17 protein-coding genes and 7 tRNA genes are annotated in these 19,047 nt (G+C 42.6%); 14 read left to right on the top strand and 10 right to left on the bottom strand.

Annotated elements, in window-relative coordinates; translation table 11 throughout:
* Positions 1–52: 52 nt before the first annotated feature.
* A complete protein-coding gene (cysM, locus tag ACGF49_RS10065; RefSeq protein ID WP_113043668.1) occupies positions 53–934 on the top strand; it encodes a cysteine synthase CysM in 882 nt (293 codons plus the stop codon).
* Here the strand turns inward: cysM and ACGF49_RS10060 are convergent.
* The 6 genes from ACGF49_RS10060 to cysZ all read right to left on the bottom strand — a co-directional run bounded on the left by ACGF49_RS10060 (position 842) and on the right by cysZ (position 6,473).
* Positions 842–1,072, bottom strand: a complete 231-nt coding sequence (locus tag ACGF49_RS10060) for a hypothetical protein (protein ID WP_387490780.1) — start codon at positions 1,070–1,072, stop codon at positions 842–844. The two genes, cysM and ACGF49_RS10060, sit on opposite strands and share 93 nt — an antisense overlap.
* Positions 1,073–1,229: 157 nt before the next feature.
* The gene (gene crr, locus ACGF49_RS10055) at positions 1,230–1,739 is read right to left on the bottom strand and encodes a PTS glucose transporter subunit IIA (RefSeq protein ID WP_011145700.1); all 510 of its coding nucleotides are present in this window, start codon (positions 1,737–1,739) and stop codon (positions 1,230–1,232) included.
* Positions 1,740–1,787: 48 nt separating this feature from the next.
* Positions 1,788–3,515, bottom strand: coding sequence for a phosphoenolpyruvate-protein phosphotransferase PtsI (ptsI, locus tag ACGF49_RS10050; protein WP_112895211.1), 1,728 nt, complete (start codon positions 3,513–3,515; stop codon positions 1,788–1,790).
* Positions 3,516–3,824: 309 nt separating this feature from the next.
* On the bottom strand, positions 3,825–4,082 hold the full coding sequence (gene ptsH / locus ACGF49_RS10045) for a phosphocarrier protein Hpr (protein ID WP_112895210.1): 258 nt from the start codon (positions 4,080–4,082) through the stop codon (positions 3,825–3,827).
* 552 nt (positions 4,083–4,634) lie between these two features.
* Positions 4,635–5,588 carry a cysteine synthase A gene (gene cysK, locus ACGF49_RS10040; RefSeq protein ID WP_113043647.1) on the bottom strand — a complete coding sequence of 318 codons (954 nt, stop codon included), beginning with the start codon at positions 5,586–5,588 and terminating at the stop codon, positions 4,635–4,637.
* A gap of 114 nt (positions 5,589–5,702) precedes the next feature.
* Entirely contained in the window at positions 5,703–6,473 is a 771-nt protein-coding gene (cysZ, locus tag ACGF49_RS10035) for a sulfate transporter CysZ (RefSeq protein ID WP_113043646.1), read from the bottom strand.
* A gap of 220 nt (positions 6,474–6,693) precedes the next feature.
* Between cysZ and zipA the strand changes: the two genes are divergently transcribed.
* The 4 genes from zipA to ACGF49_RS10015 all read left to right on the top strand — a co-directional run bounded on the left by zipA (position 6,694) and on the right by ACGF49_RS10015 (position 11,403).
* A complete protein-coding gene (gene zipA, locus ACGF49_RS10030) occupies positions 6,694–7,605 on the top strand; it encodes a cell division protein ZipA (RefSeq protein WP_113043645.1) in 912 nt (303 codons plus the stop codon).
* Between the two features lie 61 nt (positions 7,606–7,666).
* Positions 7,667–9,685 (top strand): NAD-dependent DNA ligase LigA, encoded by a 2,019-nt coding sequence (ligA, locus tag ACGF49_RS10025; protein ID WP_113043644.1) that lies wholly within the window; start codon positions 7,667–7,669, stop codon positions 9,683–9,685.
* A 234-nt stretch (positions 9,686–9,919) separates the two neighbouring features.
* Positions 9,920–11,104: a NupC/NupG family nucleoside CNT transporter gene (locus tag ACGF49_RS10020; RefSeq protein ID WP_113043643.1), complete on the top strand. Its 1,185-nt coding sequence runs from the start codon at positions 9,920–9,922 to the stop codon at positions 11,102–11,104.
* A gap of 83 nt (positions 11,105–11,187) precedes the next feature.
* Entirely contained in the window at positions 11,188–11,403 is a 216-nt protein-coding gene (locus ACGF49_RS10015; protein WP_113043667.1) for a DUF3820 family protein, read from the top strand.
* A gap of 95 nt (positions 11,404–11,498) precedes the next feature.
* Here the strand turns inward: ACGF49_RS10015 and ACGF49_RS10010 are convergent.
* The 3 genes from ACGF49_RS10010 to gltX form a co-directional block, all read right to left on the bottom strand.
* Positions 11,499–11,574, bottom strand: a tRNA-Ala gene (locus tag ACGF49_RS10010).
* 56 nt (positions 11,575–11,630) lie between these two features.
* Positions 11,631–11,706, bottom strand: a tRNA-Ala gene (locus ACGF49_RS10005).
* Positions 11,707–11,893: 187 nt separating this feature from the next.
* Positions 11,894–13,312 (bottom strand): glutamate--tRNA ligase, encoded by a 1,419-nt coding sequence (gene gltX, locus ACGF49_RS10000; protein ID WP_113043642.1) that lies wholly within the window; start codon positions 13,310–13,312, stop codon positions 11,894–11,896.
* A 270-nt stretch (positions 13,313–13,582) separates the two neighbouring features.
* Here gltX and ACGF49_RS09995 point away from each other — a divergent pair.
* The 5 genes from ACGF49_RS09995 (at position 13,583) to ACGF49_RS09975 (ending at position 14,115) form a co-directional block, all read left to right on the top strand.
* A tRNA-Val gene (locus ACGF49_RS09995) sits at positions 13,583–13,658 on the top strand.
* A 30-nt stretch (positions 13,659–13,688) separates the two neighbouring features.
* Positions 13,689–13,764 (top strand) — tRNA-Val (locus ACGF49_RS09990).
* A 45-nt stretch (positions 13,765–13,809) separates the two neighbouring features.
* Positions 13,810–13,885: transfer RNA gene (locus tag ACGF49_RS09985), tRNA-Val, on the top strand.
* Positions 13,886–13,928: 43 nt separating this feature from the next.
* A tRNA-Lys gene (locus ACGF49_RS09980) sits at positions 13,929–14,004 on the top strand.
* A gap of 35 nt (positions 14,005–14,039) precedes the next feature.
* Positions 14,040–14,115: transfer RNA gene (locus ACGF49_RS09975), tRNA-Lys, on the top strand.
* 74 nt (positions 14,116–14,189) lie between these two features.
* Here ACGF49_RS09975 and nadS read toward each other — a convergent pair.
* Positions 14,190–14,474, bottom strand: coding sequence for a NadS family protein (gene nadS, locus ACGF49_RS09970; protein WP_113043641.1), 285 nt, complete (start codon positions 14,472–14,474; stop codon positions 14,190–14,192).
* A 396-nt stretch (positions 14,475–14,870) separates the two neighbouring features.
* Between nadS and ACGF49_RS09965 the strand changes: the two genes are divergently transcribed.
* The 4 genes from ACGF49_RS09965 to pgm all read left to right on the top strand — a co-directional run bounded on the left by ACGF49_RS09965 (position 14,871) and on the right by pgm (position 19,018).
* The gene (locus tag ACGF49_RS09965) at positions 14,871–15,224 is read left to right on the top strand and encodes a hypothetical protein (RefSeq protein ID WP_113043639.1); all 354 of its coding nucleotides are present in this window, start codon (positions 14,871–14,873) and stop codon (positions 15,222–15,224) included.
* Between the two features lie 135 nt (positions 15,225–15,359).
* Entirely contained in the window at positions 15,360–16,325 is a 966-nt protein-coding gene (gene glk, locus ACGF49_RS09960; RefSeq protein WP_113043638.1) for a glucokinase, read from the top strand.
* A gap of 466 nt (positions 16,326–16,791) precedes the next feature.
* Complete coding sequence (seqA, locus tag ACGF49_RS09955) at positions 16,792–17,316, top strand: replication initiation negative regulator SeqA (RefSeq protein ID WP_113043637.1); 525 nt, start codon at positions 16,792–16,794, stop codon at positions 17,314–17,316.
* A 61-nt stretch (positions 17,317–17,377) separates the two neighbouring features.
* Positions 17,378–19,018 carry a phosphoglucomutase (alpha-D-glucose-1,6-bisphosphate-dependent) gene (gene pgm, locus ACGF49_RS09950; RefSeq protein ID WP_387490772.1) on the top strand — a complete coding sequence of 547 codons (1,641 nt, stop codon included), beginning with the start codon at positions 17,378–17,380 and terminating at the stop codon, positions 19,016–19,018.
* The last annotated feature ends 29 nt before the right edge of the window (positions 19,019–19,047 follow it).

The raw sequence follows: 19,047 nt of genomic DNA, 5'->3' as shown, positions 1-19,047 counted from the left end.
GTCTGAATATGGTTATTTCGCATTTCTATTAAATAAAATTTGGGTAATAACTGTGGCAAGTTTGGAACATTTTATAGGGAATACCCCACTAGTAAAATTACAACGAATGACCGATAGGCTAGGTGTAGAAATATGGGTGAAACTTGAAGGTAATAATCCGGCAGGCTCGATAAAAGACAGAACAGCGCTATCAATGATTCAGCAAGCTGAATTGCGGGGTGAGATTTCTCCCGGTGACGTATTAATTGAAGCTACTAGCGGAAATACGGGTATTGCGTTAGCAATGATTGCCGCAGTAAAAGGTTATCATCTTAAATTACTGATGCCTGATAATATGAGCCTTGAGCGTCAAGCTTCTATGCGAGCTTATGGTGCAGAACTGATTTTGGTGAGTAGCGCAATGGGCATGGAAGGTGCACGTGATTTAGCTCAGCAAATGGAGCGTAATGGTGAAGGTAAAGTACTTGATCAATTCAATAACCCGGATAATCCTTTAGCGCATTTTACGACGACAGGGCCGGAAATTTGGCAGCAGACGCAAGGGCGTATTACACATTTTGTTTCCAGTATGGGAACGACGGGAACTATTACCGGTGTTAGCCGCTATTTAAAAAGCCAGTCTAATAGTGTACAGATTATTGGCTTACAACCAGCGGCGGATAGCCATATTCCAGGTATTCGCCGTTGGTCGTCGGCTTATTTGCCTGGCATTTTTCGCAAGGAGTTAGTTGATCAAGTGTTGGATATCACTCAGAAAGAAGCTGAAGATACCATGCGTTTGTTAGCTCAGAAAGAAGGGATTTTCTGTGGGGTTAGTTCCGGCGGTGCTGTTGCCGGAGCATTAAGTGTTGCGGCACAAAATCCAGGTTCTGTCATTGTTACCATTATCTGCGACCGTGGTGACAGATACCTTTCTACCGGGGTATTTAATTAATCTGGTTATATACCCGTCATCTTTCAAGTTGCCTCCTTGTTGGCTGCGTTCACTCACCCCGGTCACATAGTTATCTATGCTCCCGGGGATTCGCTCCCTTGCCGTCGCGATGCATCTTGAAATCCATTGGGTATACATTCAGCGTGAGTAGAGTAAAAGAGGTGGGTAAGCTCTGCTCACACTAGCCAATTTCTAAATAGAAAACGATGTAAATTGAAAATAAGGGATAAAAAAACAGCCGCGATTGTCGGCCGTTTTTTAATATGAAAATGATACTGTAACAGTTAAAGTGTTGCTACTTTTTAATACGCATAATGGGGGTTTCACCAACAGTGACAGAACCACTCAACTTGGATAACTCTTTAATCTCATCCATGTTGGAAATAACAACAGGTGTCAGGGTTGATTTTGCTCTCTCTTCAAGGAATTTAAGATCGAATTCCAAAACTAAATCACCTTTTTGTACACGCTGACCTTCTTCAGCAATACGTTTAAAGCCTTCGCCTTTAAGCTCAACCGTATCAATACCAAAATGGACAAATAGCTCAATACCGCTGTCCGATTCGATAGAAAATGCATGGTTGGTTTCAAATATTTTACCGATTGTTCCATCAACTGGTGCAACTATCTTGTTGCCGGCGGGTTTTATAGCGATACCATCGCCGACAATTTTCTCGGCGAAGACAACATCTGGAACATCTTCAATATTGACAATCTCACCAGATAAAGGCGCGATAATTTCAATAGTGCCGCTGTTTTTTTTATCATCTGAAACTAGAGATTTCAGTTTATCAAACAGACCCATGAATCTTCTCCTAATTGTTTATATTGGACCGCGTTTTAACCGATATTGTTAGCAAAGTGTTTTTTCTTTGATGAAGGTATCAACCAATTCTATCAACCCCTTAGCGGTAGACTGAGAAAGGGCTTGCTCAGCTAACGCTTTTGCATCTTCGTAACGAGTATTACGAATGATTTTCTTGATGCGGGGAATAGAAATCGCACTCATACTAAACTCATCCAGCCCCATGCCTAATAGCAACAAGGTAGCACGTTCATCACCTGCAAGCTCGCCACACATCCCCGTCCATTTACCTTCAGCGTGTGAAGCATCGATGGTTTGCTTAATCAGGCTCAATACTGCTGGTAGCATCGGGTTATAAAGATGAGAAATCAACTCGTTACCGCGGTCTACAGCAAGAGTATACTGAGTTAGATCGTTTGTCCCAATACTGAAAAAGTCAACTTCTTTTGCCAGGTGATGAGCAATAACTGCTGAAGCTGGTGTTTCTATCATCACACCCACTTCGATTGCTTCATCGAATTTTTTACCTTCTTCGCGAAGCTGGCCTTTCAGCAATTCAAGTTCTACTTTCAATTCCTGTACTTCTTCTACAGAAATAATCATTGGGAACATAATACGTAATTTACCGAAAGCAGATGCACGTAAGATAGCACGTAACTGAGAATGTAAGATCTCTTTTCGATCAAGGCAAATACGAATTGCACGCCAACCAAGGAATGGGTTCTCTTCTTTCGGTAGATTCATATAGGGCAGATTTTTATCACCACCGATATCCATCGTACGTATAATAACCGCTTGGCTGCCTATTGCCTCGGCAACGGCTTTATAAGCTTGGAACTGTTCTTCTTCTGTTGGCAGTGCATCACGATCCATAAACAGAAATTCTGTACGGTATAAACCGACACCTTCGGCACCATTGCGTTCAGCACCGATCACATCACGGACGGTACCGATATTGGCACAGACTTCAACCTGATGACCATCAAGAGTCATTGCCGGGAGATCTTTCAACTTTGCAAGTTCAGCTTTTTCTGACAAATATTCGTTTTTGGTCTTTTTAAGTTGTTCAATTTCTGCATCAGACGGGTTGATGTAAATATGGTTATTTACTGCATCCAGGATTAGGTAGTCACCATTCTGGATTGTCGCCGTCGCCTGGGTGGTACCCACTATCGCGGGCAGTTCAAGAGAGCGGGCCATGATTGACGTGTGAGAAGTTCGGCCACCTAAATCGGTAATAAAACCGAGTACTTTTTCCAGATTGAGTTGTGCGGTTTCAGATGGAGTCAGGTCGTTGGCAACCAGAATGACTTCTTCTGAAATTGAGCCAAGATCAACAATGGGCATCCCCAGAATGTTTTTCAGCAAGCGTTTACCGATATCACGCACGTCTGTGGCACGTTCTTTCAGGTATTCATCATCTAATTCTTCAAGGGCTTGGGCCTGGGTTTCAATAACAGAATAAACCGCGGCATCTGAGGTTTTGAAATCGTTTTTGATTAACGCAATAATTTCTTGCTCAAGTTCTTCATCTTCCAATAGCATAATATGCCCTTCGAAGATTTCAGCTTTTTCTTCTCCGAGGTTTTTTGCTGCTATATTCTTGATGATTTCTAGCTGAGATGAGGCTTTTTCACGACCTTGCATGAAATGGGAAATTTCTTGTTCGACTTGCTCTTGGCTAATTTTTTTCTGATTGATAATGATTGAGTCTTCTTTCAGTAATAGTGCTTTACCGAAAGCAATGCCTGGTGATACTAATATGCCTGAAATCATGATGTTACCTAACTACTAATAATTATTCTTTAAAGAGCCAGCCCGCAGATGGTTTGCTGTTTTAGGACATGCATTTAAACTGATATCCCCAGATAAAAGTTTATCCGGGGATGAGGAACGGCTAAGTGAATACCTGTTTATACCCGTTATCTTTCAAGTTGCCTCTTTGTTGGTTGCACTCGCTCACCCCGGTCACATAGTTTCCTATGCTCCCGGGGATTCACTCCCTGGCCGTCGCGATGCATCTTGAAATCCATAGGGTATATTCACAATCTCTGAATCTTGACTGGCTTTACGGTTAATGGAAAGTTATTCCAGTTCTGCCATTAATTTAACCAGATGCTCGATTGCTTTTTGCTCATCTTCACCTTCAGCAGAAATGGTCACTACAGTGCCTTGAGTGAGTCCCAAAGTTTGTAGCTTAAATAGGCTTTTGGCACTGGCAGTTTTACCACTGGAAGTCAGAGTAATGTCGGAGGAGAAACTTTTGGCTTCTTTAACAAACTGTGCAGCGGGACGGGTGTGTAGGCCATTTGGCGCAGTAATAGTGACTTCTTGCTGGAACATAACGTTTCCTCAATAACTTAGATTTTTGCTATGTAAGTTAAGAATTTGTAATGGACAAATTTTAACTTGAGTGTTTATTCACTGCCTATCCCATTTAAGACGATTTTATTTACCTAAAGAGCGAACTGAGTCATGTTCTGGCAAAAGCGATAAATAGCTCTTGAACGCTCTTTAGTACGACCCGTAAGTTCCGAGTCATGTGTGCTGTCTGTATTCACTTTTACTGGTAAGAATGAACAGCACTAACGACGTCTACTGAGATAGACTCTCAGGTTGATAATGTAATAAAAATTTTTATTCATTATCAGAAAAATTGTTCTTTCCGATGCTTCTGATTGATAGTTTGAAGTAAAGATAGATCACGGAACTACTTAACTGAAACTACTACTTCTACTAATTAATTTCGAGCATCGAAATAATTATTATTGGTTAAATACTAGACCCATTGTAAGAAATCATCTGGCAAAGTGTAAAAATTTGATCTACCACACAGAAAAAGCACCATTTAGGTGCTTTTTTATCAATAAATCTAAGTAACTTACTTAAAAACTTTTATTCATCAGACAAGTCAGCAAACAGTACACTGCTTAGATAACGTTCGCCTGATGAAGCCAGAATGACGACGATATTTTTGTCTTTATATTCTGGTTCCTGAGAAAGTTTCACTGCTGCTGCAACGGCGGCACCAGAGGAGATACCGACCAAAATGCCCTCTTTCACCATGATTTCACGCGCGGTTTTGATAGCTTCCTCACCGCTGATTTTGAAAACGCGATCAACCAGTGTCAAATCAAGGTTATCTGGAATGAAACCTGCACCAATACCTTGAATCTTATGGGGACCCGGTTTCACTTCTTCACCGGCCAGAGTCTGGCTGATGACGGGTGATTCTTCAGGCTCTACGGCAACCGCGGTGATATTTTTACCTTTGGTGTTTTTCAGGTAACGGGTGACACCTGTTAATGTACCGCCAGTCCCTACACCGGTAACAAATACATCCACTTCACCGTCTGTGTCTTCCCAGATTTCCGGGCCTGTGGTTTTTTCATGGATTTCCGGGTTTGCCGGATTGCTGAACTGTTGCAGGATAATATAACGATCGGGATCGCTAGCTTTAATTTCATTGGCTTTCTCAATGGCACCTTTCATGCCTTTAGCGCCTTCCGTCAGTACCAGTTGTGCTCCCAATGCTTTCAATAGCTTGCGGCGCTCAATACTCATGGTTTCTGGCATAGTCAGCGTTAATTTGTAGCCCCGAGCGGCGGCAACATAAGCAAGGGCTATCCCGGTATTACCGCTGGTAGGTTCTACCAACTCTTTCCCGGGTTGTAGGATACCGTGTTTTTCAGCATCCCAAATCATGTTGGAACCAATGCGACATTTTACACTAAAACTTGGGTTACGGGATTCTACTTTTGCCAGAATACGCCCATTGCCAAAGTGTTTTAGGCGAATTAACGGGGTACGACCAATAGTCAAAGAATTATCTTCGTAAATTTTATTCATACTCGTCTTTCAACTCCCTTTAGTGATATCCGATCAACAATACGCCAACAACCGGTTAATGGAAATATAACTTAAATATATTTTTATTGTCTAAAAGGATACCTTAAATGAATATCACGGCATAATACCAGGAGCGTGTTGATCTCGATAGCGATCGACCCACATTGCCGTCGCTGCGCATACAGCAATAGGCATAATGACCAAATTGACAATGGGTATCATGGTTAAAATATTCACTGTTGCGCCAAATTGCAGATTAATTATTTTGTTTTGGCGAAGGGCACTACGCATTGTTGGAAAACTGACTTTATGGTTATCAAAGGGGTAATCACAATACTGAATCGATAACATCCATGCACTGAAAATAAACCAGAGCACAGGTGCGGCAGTCTGGCCGATGACAGGAATAAAATAGAGTATCAATAAGACCAGAGCGCGTGGAATATAGTAGCGCAGCTTGACTAATTCCCGTTTCAGGATACGTGGAACATCTTTGAAGAGTGCGATAACGCCGGTATCCGGCGCGGGGGTTCCTGTTAAATCCGCTTCCAATTTCTCTGCCAGCAGACCATTGAATGGTGCTGCGATAAAATTCGCTATTGTGCTAAAGAAGTAAGTAAAAATCAGCAAAACAGAGATCACGGCCAGCGGCCATAAAATATAACTGAGCCATTGCATCCAATCTGGTACTTTGCTCACTATCCAAGGGAGCCAATTCTCCAGTTTTTGGTAGAGCCACCAAAATGAACCACCGAGAAACAAAACATTTGCCAACAAAGGCAATAAGACAAATCTTTTAATGCCTGGGCGAGTCATTAATTTGCAACCTTGCACCAAATACTGAAAGCCGCTCAAATTTTTTGGCGATTTTGTCAAATTCAGCATACTTCCTATTCTCTCCTGTGTGATTGAAACGCTATCATATAGGCAGGATTTTCGACTGACTAGTATTGTTCTGTATAAAAAAAATGCAAAAGAGGCTTATTAGGCATTTTTCTGATAAGAAAAGTGTGTATAAGCTTGCACTTGTGTTATTTGACAAATACAGTTAATACAGAAAATATTCCGCCGTGGTGGCATACTTAATTAAACAACAGAGATAGCAATGATGCAGGATTTGCGTCTGATATTAATCATTGTTGGTGCGATAGCAATAATAGCTTTGCTGTTACATGGGTTGTGGACCAGCCGTAAAGAGCGTTCTTCGCTTTTTCGTAATCGCCCAGTTAAACGTCATAAACATGATCGTCAGAATAGTTTCGTCGATGACAGTGATGATGAAGCGTTCGACAATCAGCAAAAGCCTTATGCCCATAAGCAGGTGAAATCTCATCAGGAGTATAACGCTGAGTCAGCTATCAAACGCCGTCAGCAAAAGTTGACTGAAATTGATGCTGCAACGCCTGAAGAAAGCGATGATCCATTGCTGGCGGGCCGTCAGCCTGAAACGACAGCGAGAAAAGCCGTCTTAGAAGAGCAGGAGCCCCAACTTGGTCTGTTTGAATTTGAAGGGCAGAATGAGTCTGAAAGAAACGGATCTGTGATTGAAGGAAAATCTCAGGAAGCGGCTGGCGAAAAAGAAGCTCAGACTAAAGTGAAAGAAATTGTTTTGGTTCTTCACGTAGCAGCACACCACGGTCAGGAATTGAATGGTGAATCCTTGCTGCAAAGTATTCTACAATCTGGCTTCCAGTTTGGGGAAATGCAGATTTTTCATCGTCACGTGAACCCATCAGGTAGTGGCCCGGTCCTGTTTAGTCTGGCAAATATGGTGAAACCGGGTTCATTTAATCCTGAAACAATGGTTGATTTTACGACTCCAGGGGTTTCCATGTTTATGGTGGTCCCTTCTTACGGAGAATCTAGTCAGAATTTTAAACTGATGTTGCAGGCGGCCCAGCGTATTGCTTCTGATGTTGGGGGTGTGGTGCTTGATGATGAGCGAAAAATGCTGACACCGCAAAAAATCGAATTGTATAAGGCACGTATTCGCAGCACACTTGGTGTTCAGGTATAATCAATTTATCGAATGTTCAAGCCTCCGCCAGTCGGGGGCTTTTTATCGCTGGTTATAAATCATGAAATCAACTGCTCAACAAATAGAAAAGCTCAGAACAACCCTGCGTCATCATGAATATCTGTATCACGTCATGGATGCACCAGAGATCCCTGATGCAGAATATGATCGGTTAATGCAGGAATTGAAGGATCTTGAAGAACAATGCCCTGAGTTGATTACATCGGATTCACCAACGCAGCGGATTGGCGCTGCTCCTCTGACGGCTTTTGAACAAGTCCGCCATGAAATTCCTATGTTGTCACTAGATAACGTATTTGATGAAGAGAGTTATCTGGCGTTTGATAAGCGGGTGCGTGACCGCCTGAAAGAGACCCAGGATTTAGTTGTGTGCTGTGAGCTGAAACTGGATGGCTTGGCGGTTAGCCTGTTGTATGAAAATGGTGAATTGGTACGGGCTGCAACTCGTGGTGATGGTACAACAGGGGAAAATATTACATCAAATATACGGACTATCGGCGCAATTCCACTGCGTCTATTCGGCGAAAATATTCCAGCTCGTATTGAAATTCGCGGTGAAGTTTTCATGCCGCAAAAAGGGTTTGAGAAACTGAATGAGGAAGCACGCCGCACGGGTGCAAAAGTATTTGCTAATCCACGTAATGCGGCGGCGGGCTCTCTACGTCAGCTCGATCCTCGTATTACGGCTAAACGCCCATTGGCTTTCTTCTGTTATGGTGTTGGTATATTGGAGGGGGGCGAGTTACCAACCAGTCACTACGAGCGATTGATACAGTTTAAGAAATGGGGATTGCCGGTCAGCGATAAAGTTAAAGTTTGTACCGATAGTCAACAGGTTATTGATTTTTATCATAATATTGTAAACCAGCGTTCCGCATTGGGGTTTGATATCGATGGTGTTGTTGTCAAAGTCAATTCGCTGGAATTGCAGGAAACATTAGGCTTTGTTGCTCGTGCGCCCCGTTGGGCTACGGCATTCAAATTTCCTGCACAGGAGCAAATGACGATTGTTCGTGATGTTGAGTTTCAGGTTGGTCGTACTGGCGCAATCACACCGGTAGCACGTCTGGAGCCAGTGCAGGTCTCTGGTGTAATTGTCAGTAATGCAACATTGCACAATGCGGATGAGATTGAACGTTTAGGTTTGCGGATTGGCGATACGGTTATTATCCGCCGTGCTGGTGATGTGATTCCACAAGTTGTCGGTATTTTGGAAGAGAGAAGGCCACAGGACAGTAATGACGTTGTTTTCCCTGAACATTGCCCGGTATGTGGGGCAGATATTGAAAGGATTGAAGGGGAAGCTGTCGCGCGTTGTACGGGGGGATTGGTATGTGGTGCTCAGCGAAAAGAATCGCTTAGGCATTTTGTTTCCCGTCGGGCGATGGATGTTGACGGCATGGGCGAAAAGATTATCGATCAGCTAGTGGATAAAGAGTATGTCAAAACCCCAGCAGATCTTTTCAGGCTGACGGCGGGCAAGTTGACTGGGCTTGATCGCATGGGGCCGAAATCTGCCCAGAATGTAGTAGATGCGTTAGAAAAAGCCAAAAAAACCACCTTTGCCCGTTTCCTTTATGCATTGGGTATCCGTGAAGTTGGGGAAGCGACCGCTGCTAATTTGGCTGCTCACTTTGGCGAACTGGATAACTTACGTTCCGCTGATGAGGAAGCATTGAAAGAGGTTCAGGATGTTGGCGAAGTGGTGGCGAAACATGTTGTTAACTTTTTCATTGAACCTCATAACCAAACAGTTATTGACGATCTGATTGATAATATCGGTATCAACTGGGAACCGGTCGTCGTAACGAAAGCTGAGAAGATTGATAGTCCATTTTCGGGTAAAACAGTTGTACTGACAGGTTCATTGCATCAGCTATCTAGGGATGAAGCCAAAGCTAAACTTGTTGCACTTGGGGCAAAGGTGACGGGCAGCGTTTCTAAGAAAACAGATTTGGTGATTGCGGGTGAAGCCGCCGGTTCAAAATTAGCTAAAGCTAATGAGTTAAATATTCCGGTTATTGATGAAGAAGAAATGATCCGTTTGTTGGGTGAATAACTTTTTGTTTACATACTGATTATTGAGAGCTTTTCTCAATAATCAGTTATGTGCGATAAGGTTTCTTTAAAGCTTATGTTATACGATTCAGCTAAAAATGTGATCAGATACATTAAGTAAAGGTTTACAGTAAGAATTATTTCAGTCTAATGTGATATCTATCCTTATTTGATCGCCTTTTATTACATAGAATGCGTTGATAAAAACTCGCTTTCTGTCGTGTTTGGAGTTGATATGTCTCAGATCCTGCATTTCTTTTTAGCTTTGATTGTCATTGGCGGCCTTGCTATTTTGGCGAGTAGTGACCGTAAAAGTATTCGCCCTCGCTATGTTATTCAATTGCTTGTTATTGAACTTATCTTGGCTTGGTTTTTCCTGAATTCTGGTATTGGTCAAGAATTTGTCATGGGATTTGCTGGTTTGTTTGAGCATTTATTGAAATATGCGGGTGAAGGGACTGAATTCATTTTTGGCGGCATGATGGATGCAAAACTGGCATTCTTCTTTCTGAATGTATTGTGCCCGATTATCTTTATTTCTGCGCTGATTGGTATTTTGCAGCATATCAAACTATTGCCAATCATCATCCGTGTTATTGGTACTCTGCTGTCTAAAGTCAACGGTATGGGTAAACTGGAATCATTTAACGCAGTGAGTTCTCTGATACTTGGGCAGTCTGAAAACTTTATTGCTTATAAAGACGTACTGGGAAAAATGTCAGAGCGCCGTATGTACACGATGGCGGCGACTGCAATGTCAACGGTTTCTATGTCAATCGTTGGTGCTTACATGACAATTTTAGCGCCTAAATATGTTGTAGCAGCATTGGTGCTTAATATGTTCAGTACCTTTATCATCCTATCATTGATTAATCCGTATGCTGTTGACAGTGAAGAAGATATTCAGATGAGCAATCTTCACGAAGGCCAAAGTTTTTTCGAAATGCTAGGTGAATATATTTTGGCGGGTTTCAAGGTGGCGCTCATTGTTGCTGCTATGTTGATTGGTTTCATTGCCCTGATTGCGGCTGTTAATGCGTTGTTCAGCATGGTGTTTGAGAAGAGCTTCCAGGAAATGCTCGGTTATGTGTTTTATCCATTTGCTTGGGTGATTGGGATTCCTACAGATGAAGCATTGAAGGTTGGTAGCGTCATGGCAACCAAATTAGTTGCTAACGAATTTGTAGCAATGCACAGCTTACAATCAATTGCGACAGAACTTTCTCCTCGTTCACAGGGTATTTTGTCGGTATTCTTGGTTTCTTTTGCTAACTTCTCTTCCATTGGGATTGTGGCAGGTGCGATTAAAGGCTTGAATGAGAAACAGGGTAATGTCGTTTCCCGCTTTGGTTTGAAACTACTGTTTGGTTCAACGCTTGTCAGTTTCTTGTCTGCGGCTATTGCAGGTTTGGTACTGTAAAAGATAACGTTTTATCATGGAATGTTGCATCATGGATGATGCCATTTCCTTTTCACCTATTTCTCCTTATAGACGTGCAAATTATGGAAAAAGAGAACCTGATAGAAATTGCTAATACTGTAATGCCGTTCGGTAAATACAAAGGGCGTATGCTCATTGATTTACCGGAAGAGTATTTATTGTGGTTCGCTCGTAAGGGTGAATTTCCACAAGGTAAATTGGGTGCGCTGATGGAGATGACTTTAGCAATAAAACTAGAGGGACTAGATTCGTTGGTGAAGCCATTGAAAAAAGGCTAGCTAAGGTTGGCGTTTGTTTTTTAATCGATGATGGTGGTTAGATAGGGTAATAACCAAAAGGCCCTGAAGGCATAGCTTTCAGGGCCTGATAATTTTGGTGGAGCTAAGCGGGATCGAACCGCTGACCTCTTGCATGCCATGCAAGCGCTCTCCCAGCTGAGCTATAGCCCCACGAGTGTGGTATTTCCTAATTTAGTACCAAATACCTTATTTCAATATAAAGGATTTGGTGGAGCTAAGCGGGATCGAACCGCTGACCTCTTGCATGCCATGCAAGCGCTCTCCCAGCTGAGCTATAGCCCCAATCAAAATTATGGAACGGGGCGCATAATATGAAACCCTGCAAATACTGTCAACGGCTAACTTATCATTCTCACAACAAGCGTTGAAAAAGCCATCAATTTTATAATCAATTAGCAAAATAGAGACTGAGCAATGGGTTGAAATAAAAAGGCATCACATGTGATAAGTGATGCCTTGGGTGCATTAATTAGGATTGAGTTTCACGTTGAGCAATGAATTCCAGCGCTTGATTGATACGGGAGAGAGTACGGGTTTGCCCGATAGCGTGAATAGTGACATCCACACCTGGGGATTGACCTGCACCGGTAGCTGCAACACGCAATGGCATACCGACTTTACCCATACCGACTTCTAGCTCATCAGCGGTGGATTGAATGGCATGATGCACATTTTCTGGTGTCCAATCAGTAATTGAAGCCAGCTTTGCATGGACAACTTCAAGAGGCTGACGGGCAACTGGGCGCAAATGTTTCTTCGCCGCATCGGCATCAAATTCAGCAAAATCTTCATAAAAGTAGCGGCAGGATTCCGCCATCTCTTTCAGAGTCTTACAACGTTCGCCCAGTAATTTAATTAGATCAACCAACTGTGGACCATGACGGGTATCAATACCTTGTTGTTCAATATGCCATGCCAGATGAACGGCAACTTTCTCTGGCGGCAGGGTATTAATATAGTGATGGTTCAACCATTGCAATTTTTCGGTATTGAATGCACTGGCGGATTTATTGATGGCATCCAGGCTGAACAGCTCAGTCATTTCTTCAATGCTGAAAATTTCTTGATCGCCGTGCGACCAACCCAAACGAACCAGATAATTCAGCAGTGCATCTGGCAGGTAGCCATCATCACGGTATTGCATAACGCTCACTGCACCGTGACGTTTGGATAATTTTTTACCGTCATCACCTAGAATCATCGAAACGTGTGCATATTCTGGCACGGGAGCGCCTAGTGCTTTCAGGATATTGATTTGGCGAGGTGTATTATTGATATGGTCTTCACCGCGGATGACATGGGTGATCTCCATATCCCAGTCATCGATAACAACACAGAAATTATACGTTGGTGAGCCATCGGTACGACGGATAATCAGATCATCAAGTTCCTGATTACTGAACTCAATGGGGCCTCGGATACGATCATTAAAAACAACAGAACCTTCCTGTGGATTGCGGAAACGGACGACATGGGGTTGATCTGGGTTATGTTGACACAGATTGTCACGGCAACGGCCGTCATAACGCGGTTTCTCGCCATTTGCCATTTGAGTTTCCCGCAATTCTTCCAGACGCACTTTAGAACAATAGCAGCGATAGGCACTCCCTTGTTCTAGCATTTGATCAATTGCCTGATGATAACGATCAAAACGTTTCGTCTGATAATAAGGGCCTTCATCCCAATTCAGATTTAACCAGTTCATACCGTCCATAATGGCATTGATAGCTTCCTGAGTTGAGCGTTCAAGGTCAGTATCTTCGATACGCAATACAAATTCGCCTTTGTTATGGCGGCTATATAACCAGGAATAAAGTGCGGTACGGGCACCGCCAACATGAAGATAGCCAGTTGGGCTTGGTGCGAAACGGGTTTTAATTTTACTCATCGGGGATTGCCTTAATTACGTTTCACTTTTCAATGAACGTTATTGGTGATTTAAAGTAATAAAAGTGGGGGTCATTTTATCACTGCACCTTAATTCCTCAATGCTGTTAACGGGAAGTTGTTGAGGAAAGTCAGTGTACTTGTCTAAACTGTACCCTATAGTGACGATAATTATCTCACCCTTGTTTAATTTTGAGACGAACGATATTTTTCTCTAGAAAAAGCGTTGACTCACTCTGAACTATCCCTATAATGCGACTCCATCACGACGGGGCGATTAGCTCAGTTGGTAGAGCATCTCCCTTACAAGGAGGGGGTCATCAGTTCGAATCTGGTATCGCCCACCATCTCGTTGTGATAAAAATGATTTTATGATTGGGCGATTAGCTCAGTTGGTAGAGCATCTCCCTTACAAGGAGGGGGTCATCAGTTCGAATCTGGTATCGCCCACCAATCATAAATTCAGTGGTATAGAAGCAGTAATAGTCATCATGAAGTGGGCGATTAGCTCAGTTGGTAGAGCATCTCCCTTACAAGGAGGGGGTCATCAGTTCGAATCTGGTATCGCCCACCACTTCATCAAGATTATTTCAGGCGGTATCACATATCTTTGGTGCGGGTCGTTAGCTCAGTCGGTAGAGCAGTTGACTTTTAATCAATTGGTCGCAGGTTCGAATCCTGCACGACCCACCATTCCAAAAGATATTCAGAGTAGTTCTCCTATAGATGGGTCGTTAGCTCAGTCGGTAGAGCAGTTGACTTTTAATCAATTGGTCGCAGGTTCGAATCCTGCACGACCCACCATCTTAAAGCTTCATTCAAAACCAATTTCCCTAGAGTAAGTCGTCAGCTCAGTCGGTAGAGTAGTTGGCTTTTAATCAATGGGTCGCCAGAGCCTTATAGAAATTAGGGTTTTCTTGGATGATAGCTAACACTTTTGCCGCTAGTCCTGTCGGATTTCGACGCTTCTGCTCCCAGCTTTTAATTGTATCAAGGCTGGTGCTTAAAGCCTCCGCTATCTCTGCCTGTGAAATGTTAAGTTGAGCACGGATAGCTTTAACGTCGGCAACTTCATATCGGGTCACACGCGCTGCGGCTTTATTACCTTGTTTAATTTCAACTGCTTCTTCTAGGGATGCTTTCAATTCGTCAAAAAAATTCATGTTACACCTCATCTTTTAGTAATTTTATTACCACGGCTAGATTTTCGTGTACTGTATTTGTGCTGTGAAATTGCAGAATAGTATCAATATTCTTAGCATGAGCTTCATCATTATATGTATATACAAATTTCACGCTAAAATAATATATCTTATCTATTAGTGATACAAAGTCCATTGCTATTTTGTGAGTCATTTTGAGTTGCTTAGATCTGTCTGGCGGAGTATTTTGTATATACAGATTAACCATGAGTTAAAAACTCCGAAGCACATGAAGCTCTTGATATCATCAAACATCAAATTGAAATTAGCAGGCAAAAACCGCCTGTTAAAGACAGCTTATACACCTAATGAAGATGAATTGAGAATTTACCGAAAATACGGTTTGGGAACAGAGAAATGAGCAAACAAACTGATAAGCGAGCAAATAACCTGATAGCTTCCACTGATGAAGCATGGGAGAACGGTGAGCTTGGTTGTAGTGAAGCTCACGTTAAAGTATCTGATGATGTAACAGAAGATCTGATTAACGAAGCGCTGGAGTTACAGCCCATTTCAATCAGATTAAATCGGTCTCTGATTGAAGACTTGAAAATGATAGCAGACCTTAATGGCCTAGGTTATCAGCCATTAATCAGGCAAGTTTTAAATCGTTTTGCCAATAGTGAGAAAAAACGGGTACTCGCCGAAGCTCACAGCAAGGCAATGAAAAGTGAAAAAAGAAAATCCAATAAACGTCATAAAGCTGCTTAACCATATAGTCTTAGCTGCATAGTATATAAATGTAAAAAACCAACTGGTGAGGTTGGTTAAACGATCTATACCAATAATGCCAGATAGGATAAGCTTCACCTAATTGTTGTACTAGCTGATTATTAGGATATAAAAATGAATCTCTACGGACTTGTTGCTGATATTGGCGGCACTAATGCCAGATTAGCACTTTGCAATTTGGAAAATGGGGCTATTGAGTGGATCGAAACGTATAGTGCAAAACAACACACCGGATTAGAATCTATTATCAGTCACTATTTGGCTGCGCAAAAAACAGTGGTGACTTATGCATGTATTGCTATTGCTTGCCCGATAAATGGTGATTGGGTAGAAATGACCAATCACCAATGGGCATTTTCTATTCGTGAGCTGAAACAGACACTTGGGCTAGAAAAATTAGATGTGATTAATGACTTCACGGCTGTATCTATGGCGATTCCAATGTTAACAGAAGAATACAAGGTTCAATTAGGAGGAGGAGAAGCGGTTAAAGACAAACCGATAGCGGTTTACGGTGCGGGGACTGGCCTTGGTGTAGCTCATTTGATCAAAGCAGGCAAGCAATGGGTCAGTTTACCTGGTGAAGGTGGTCATGTAGATTTTGCCGCGAATAGTGAAGAACAAGATGCAATATTGGCTGTTTTACGTCGTAAACTTGGACATGTTTCGGTAGAAAGAATCTTGTCCGGTAGTGGGTTGGTAAACCTTTATCAGGCCATTGCCATTTTGGATCATCGTCAGCCGGAAGATTTAGAACCAGAAACCGTGACGCAACGGGCATTGGATGAAAGTTGCCAATATTGCCATCGTGCTCTGACACTATTTTGTGAAATTATGGGACGATTTGGCGGCAATTTAGCGTTAAATATGGGGACTTTTGGTGGTGTGTATATCGCTGGCGGTATAGTGCCGCGGTTTCTTGATTTCTTTAAGCAATCGAACTTTCTTCAGGGATTTGAAGATAAAGGGCGCTTTAAACCGTTAGTACAGCAGATTCCTGTTTATTTGATTACTCATCCACAACCAGGATTATTAGGTTCAGGTACCTATTTACGGCAACAACTTTCACTTATTGATTAAATTATAAGGCAGATATATACCCTATGGATTTCAAGATGCATCGCGACGGCAAGGGAGTGAATCCCCGGGAGCATAGGTAACTATGTGACCGGGGTGAGCGAGTGCAGACAACAAAGAGGCAACTTGAAGGATAACGGGTATATACATCTTGACATTAATGATTGTATATATCTGACTGGAATTTTTTAAAATATCGCCATTGAAAATTTATATTAATATTGAAAGCTATGAAAATCTATTTCATTTTTAAGTGCTAATTGTGGGAAGTATTTAACATGACAATGAGATTTATATTCACAATATTTATGTAACTGATTGATTTATTTTAGATGAAAAGCGGATATTTTATTATGCTGTTTTTCATGTTTAAATACTTTTAACTTATTGAAATTTTAATTGTTTTGTTTTCTCTTTTTATACTTTATAATCTGTCAAAATTTTTTATTTAGAACAGTACTGGATAGAAATGAAAACGATAGAAGTTGATGAAGACCTTTACCGCTATATTGCCAGCCACACACAACATATTGGTGAAAGTGCATCTGATATTTTACGGCGAATGTTGAAATTTAACGCCGAGCAGCCAGTACAAAATGTGCAGCCTATCAGTGCTGTGGAGAAAGCGCCAGTCGCCCGCCAGCGTGATTCTGTCCGTGTGATACGCGAATTATTACTTTCAGATGACTATTCTGACAAGAAAAAATCTGTTGAGCGTTTTATGTTGATCCTGTCTACATTATACAGCTTGAACAGTGAAAGTTTTTCCCAGACGACTGATGCCATGCACGGTCGTACCCGTGTTTATTTTGCCGGTGATGTACAGACATTGCTCGCCAGTGGCAAACAAACCAAACCTCGTCACATTCCGGGCACGCCTTTTTGGGTCATTACTAACACTAACACTGACCGTAAGCGTAGTATGGTTGAGCAAATTATGCAGGATATGAAATTCTCAGCCAATTTTATCGACAAGGTGTGTGGCACAATTTAACTGATTGAGGCTGTGCTGACGGATAAAGTTTAGTGCAGCTCTTGTCCAGGGGAGATTTAAAGTGGTAAATCATCCGCGTGCGGGGCAGATTGCCCGCCAAAGTGATCTGATAAATGTAGCGCAGCTTACATCACAGTATTACACCTTGCATCCTCAGCCGGAAAACTCAGAGCATAAAGTTAAATTTGGTACATCCGGTCATCGTGGCAGTTCTCAGCGTCACAGTTTTAATGAAGCGCATATTCTGGCAATTACTCAGGCTGTTGCGGAAGTTCGCAAGCAACGGGGAATCAATGGCCCTTGTTATGTGGGTAAAGATACCCATGCTTTATCAGAAGCGGCATTTATTTCCGTACTGGAAGTCTTGACGGCTAACAGCGTGAATGTGATTGTGCAGGAAAATAATGGATTTACGCCAACACCTGCGATTTCTCATGCCATCCTCTGTTATAACCGCTTGGGGAAAGCGTTGGCTGATGGGATTGTTATTACCCCTTCCCATAATCCACCAGAAGACGGGGGGATTAAATATAATCCACCTGATGGTGGTCCCGCAGATACGGATTTGACAGCAATTATAGAACGTCGTGCTAATGAGTTGCTTACAGAAGGTCTGAAAGGCGTTAAACGTTTGCCATTTGTTCAGGTATTGAACAGCGAATATTTGCATCAGCAGGATTTAGTTGAACCATATGTTAGCGCGTTGGGTGATGTGGTTGATATGGCCGCTATCCAGCGGGCCGGGCTGAAAATCGGTATTGATCCTTTGGGGGGATCTGGCATTGCGTTCTGGCAGCGTATCGGTGAGCGCTACAATTTGGATCTGACATTGGTGAATGATCAAGTTGATCAGACATTCCGTTTTATGCACTTGGATCATGATGGCGTCATTCGTATGGATTGCTCATCCCCTTGGGCAATGGCGGGTTTGTTAGCCATGCGTGATAAGTTTGATCTGGCTTTTGCAAACGATCCTGATTATGACCGCCACGGTATTGTCACTCCCGCTGGTTTGATGAATCCGAACCACTATCTGGCAACGGCGATAAATTACCTATTCCGCCATCGTCCGCAATGGTCAGAAAGTGTTGCGATAGGTAAAACATTGGTATCCAGTGCCATGATTGATCGGGTCGTCGCCGATCTTGGCCGTAAATTGGTAGAAGTACCGGTGGGTTTTAAGTGGTTTGTTGATGGATTACATAAAGGTGAATTAGGCTTTGGTGGAGAGGAGAGTGCGGGGGCTTCTTTCCTGCGTTTTGATGGTACGCCGTGGTCTACAGATAAAGATGGGATTATCTTGTGTTTGCTGGCGGCAGAGATGACCGCAGTGACAGGGGAAAATCCGCAGCAGCATTACAATAAGTTGGCAGCTCGCTTCGGTACGCCAAGCTATAGCCGCATTCAGGCGCCGGCAACTTATCAGCAGAAAGCATTATTAGCCAAGTTGTCACCAGAAATGGTGAAAGCGGATAAGCTTGCCGGTGATCCAATCACCGCCCGGTTGACAAAAGCTTCGGGTAACGGCGCGTCAATAGGCGGTCTAAAAGTGATAACAGAAAACGGCTGGTTTGCTGCTCGCCCATCGGGGACAGAAGAAGCCTACAAAATTTATTGTGAAAGCCTGCTTGGCCCTGAGCATCGGCAGAAAATTGAGCAGGAAGCACTGGATATTGTTAACCAGGTTTTTGCCGCCGGTTGATCTTTTTGGCCGATTAAAAAGAATCCGCA

The organism is Photorhabdus sp. RM96S (assembly GCF_042879335.1).
GTDB classification, from domain to species: domain Bacteria; phylum Pseudomonadota; class Gammaproteobacteria; order Enterobacterales; family Enterobacteriaceae; genus Photorhabdus; species Photorhabdus kayaii.
The sequence above is the reverse complement of the archived record's forward strand: the minus strand, read 5'-3'. Positions and strand labels throughout refer to the sequence as shown.

Bases quoted from the DNA above. Each gene is read 5' to 3' on its own strand.
- ligA (WP_113043644.1), top strand. From the start codon at position 7,667: ATGAAATCAACTGCTCAACAAATAGAAAAGCTCAGAACAACCCTGCGT.
- ptsI (WP_112895211.1), bottom strand. From the start codon at position 3,515: ATGATTTCAGGCATATTAGTATCACCAGGCATTGCTTTCGGTAAAGCA.
- crr (WP_011145700.1), bottom strand. From the start codon at position 1,739: ATGGGTCTGTTTGATAAACTGAAATCTCTAGTTTCAGATGATAAAAAA.
- nadS (WP_113043641.1), bottom strand. From the start codon at position 14,474: ATGAATTTTTTTGACGAATTGAAAGCATCCCTAGAAGAAGCAGTTGAA.
- cysK (WP_113043647.1), bottom strand. From the start codon at position 5,588: ATGAATAAAATTTACGAAGATAATTCTTTGACTATTGGTCGTACCCCG.
- glk (WP_113043638.1), top strand. From the start codon at position 15,360: ATGAATCTCTACGGACTTGTTGCTGATATTGGCGGCACTAATGCCAGA.
- cysZ (WP_113043646.1), bottom strand. From the start codon at position 6,473: ATGCTGAATTTGACAAAATCGCCAAAAAATTTGAGCGGCTTTCAGTAT.
- ptsH (WP_112895210.1), bottom strand. From the start codon at position 4,082: ATGTTCCAGCAAGAAGTCACTATTACTGCGCCAAATGGCCTACACACC.
- gltX (WP_113043642.1), bottom strand. From the start codon at position 13,312: ATGAGTAAAATTAAAACCCGTTTCGCACCAAGCCCAACTGGCTATCTT.
- ACGF49_RS10020 (WP_113043643.1), top strand. From the start codon at position 9,920: ATGTCTCAGATCCTGCATTTCTTTTTAGCTTTGATTGTCATTGGCGGC.
- zipA (WP_113043645.1), top strand. From the start codon at position 6,694: ATGATGCAGGATTTGCGTCTGATATTAATCATTGTTGGTGCGATAGCA.
- seqA (WP_113043637.1), top strand. From the start codon at position 16,792: ATGAAAACGATAGAAGTTGATGAAGACCTTTACCGCTATATTGCCAGC.
- ACGF49_RS09965 (WP_113043639.1), top strand. From the start codon at position 14,871: ATGAGCAAACAAACTGATAAGCGAGCAAATAACCTGATAGCTTCCACT.
- ACGF49_RS10015 (WP_113043667.1), top strand. From the start codon at position 11,188: ATGGAAAAAGAGAACCTGATAGAAATTGCTAATACTGTAATGCCGTTC.
- ACGF49_RS10060 (WP_387490780.1), bottom strand. From the start codon at position 1,072: ATGTATACCCAATGGATTTCAAGATGCATCGCGACGGCAAGGGAGCGA.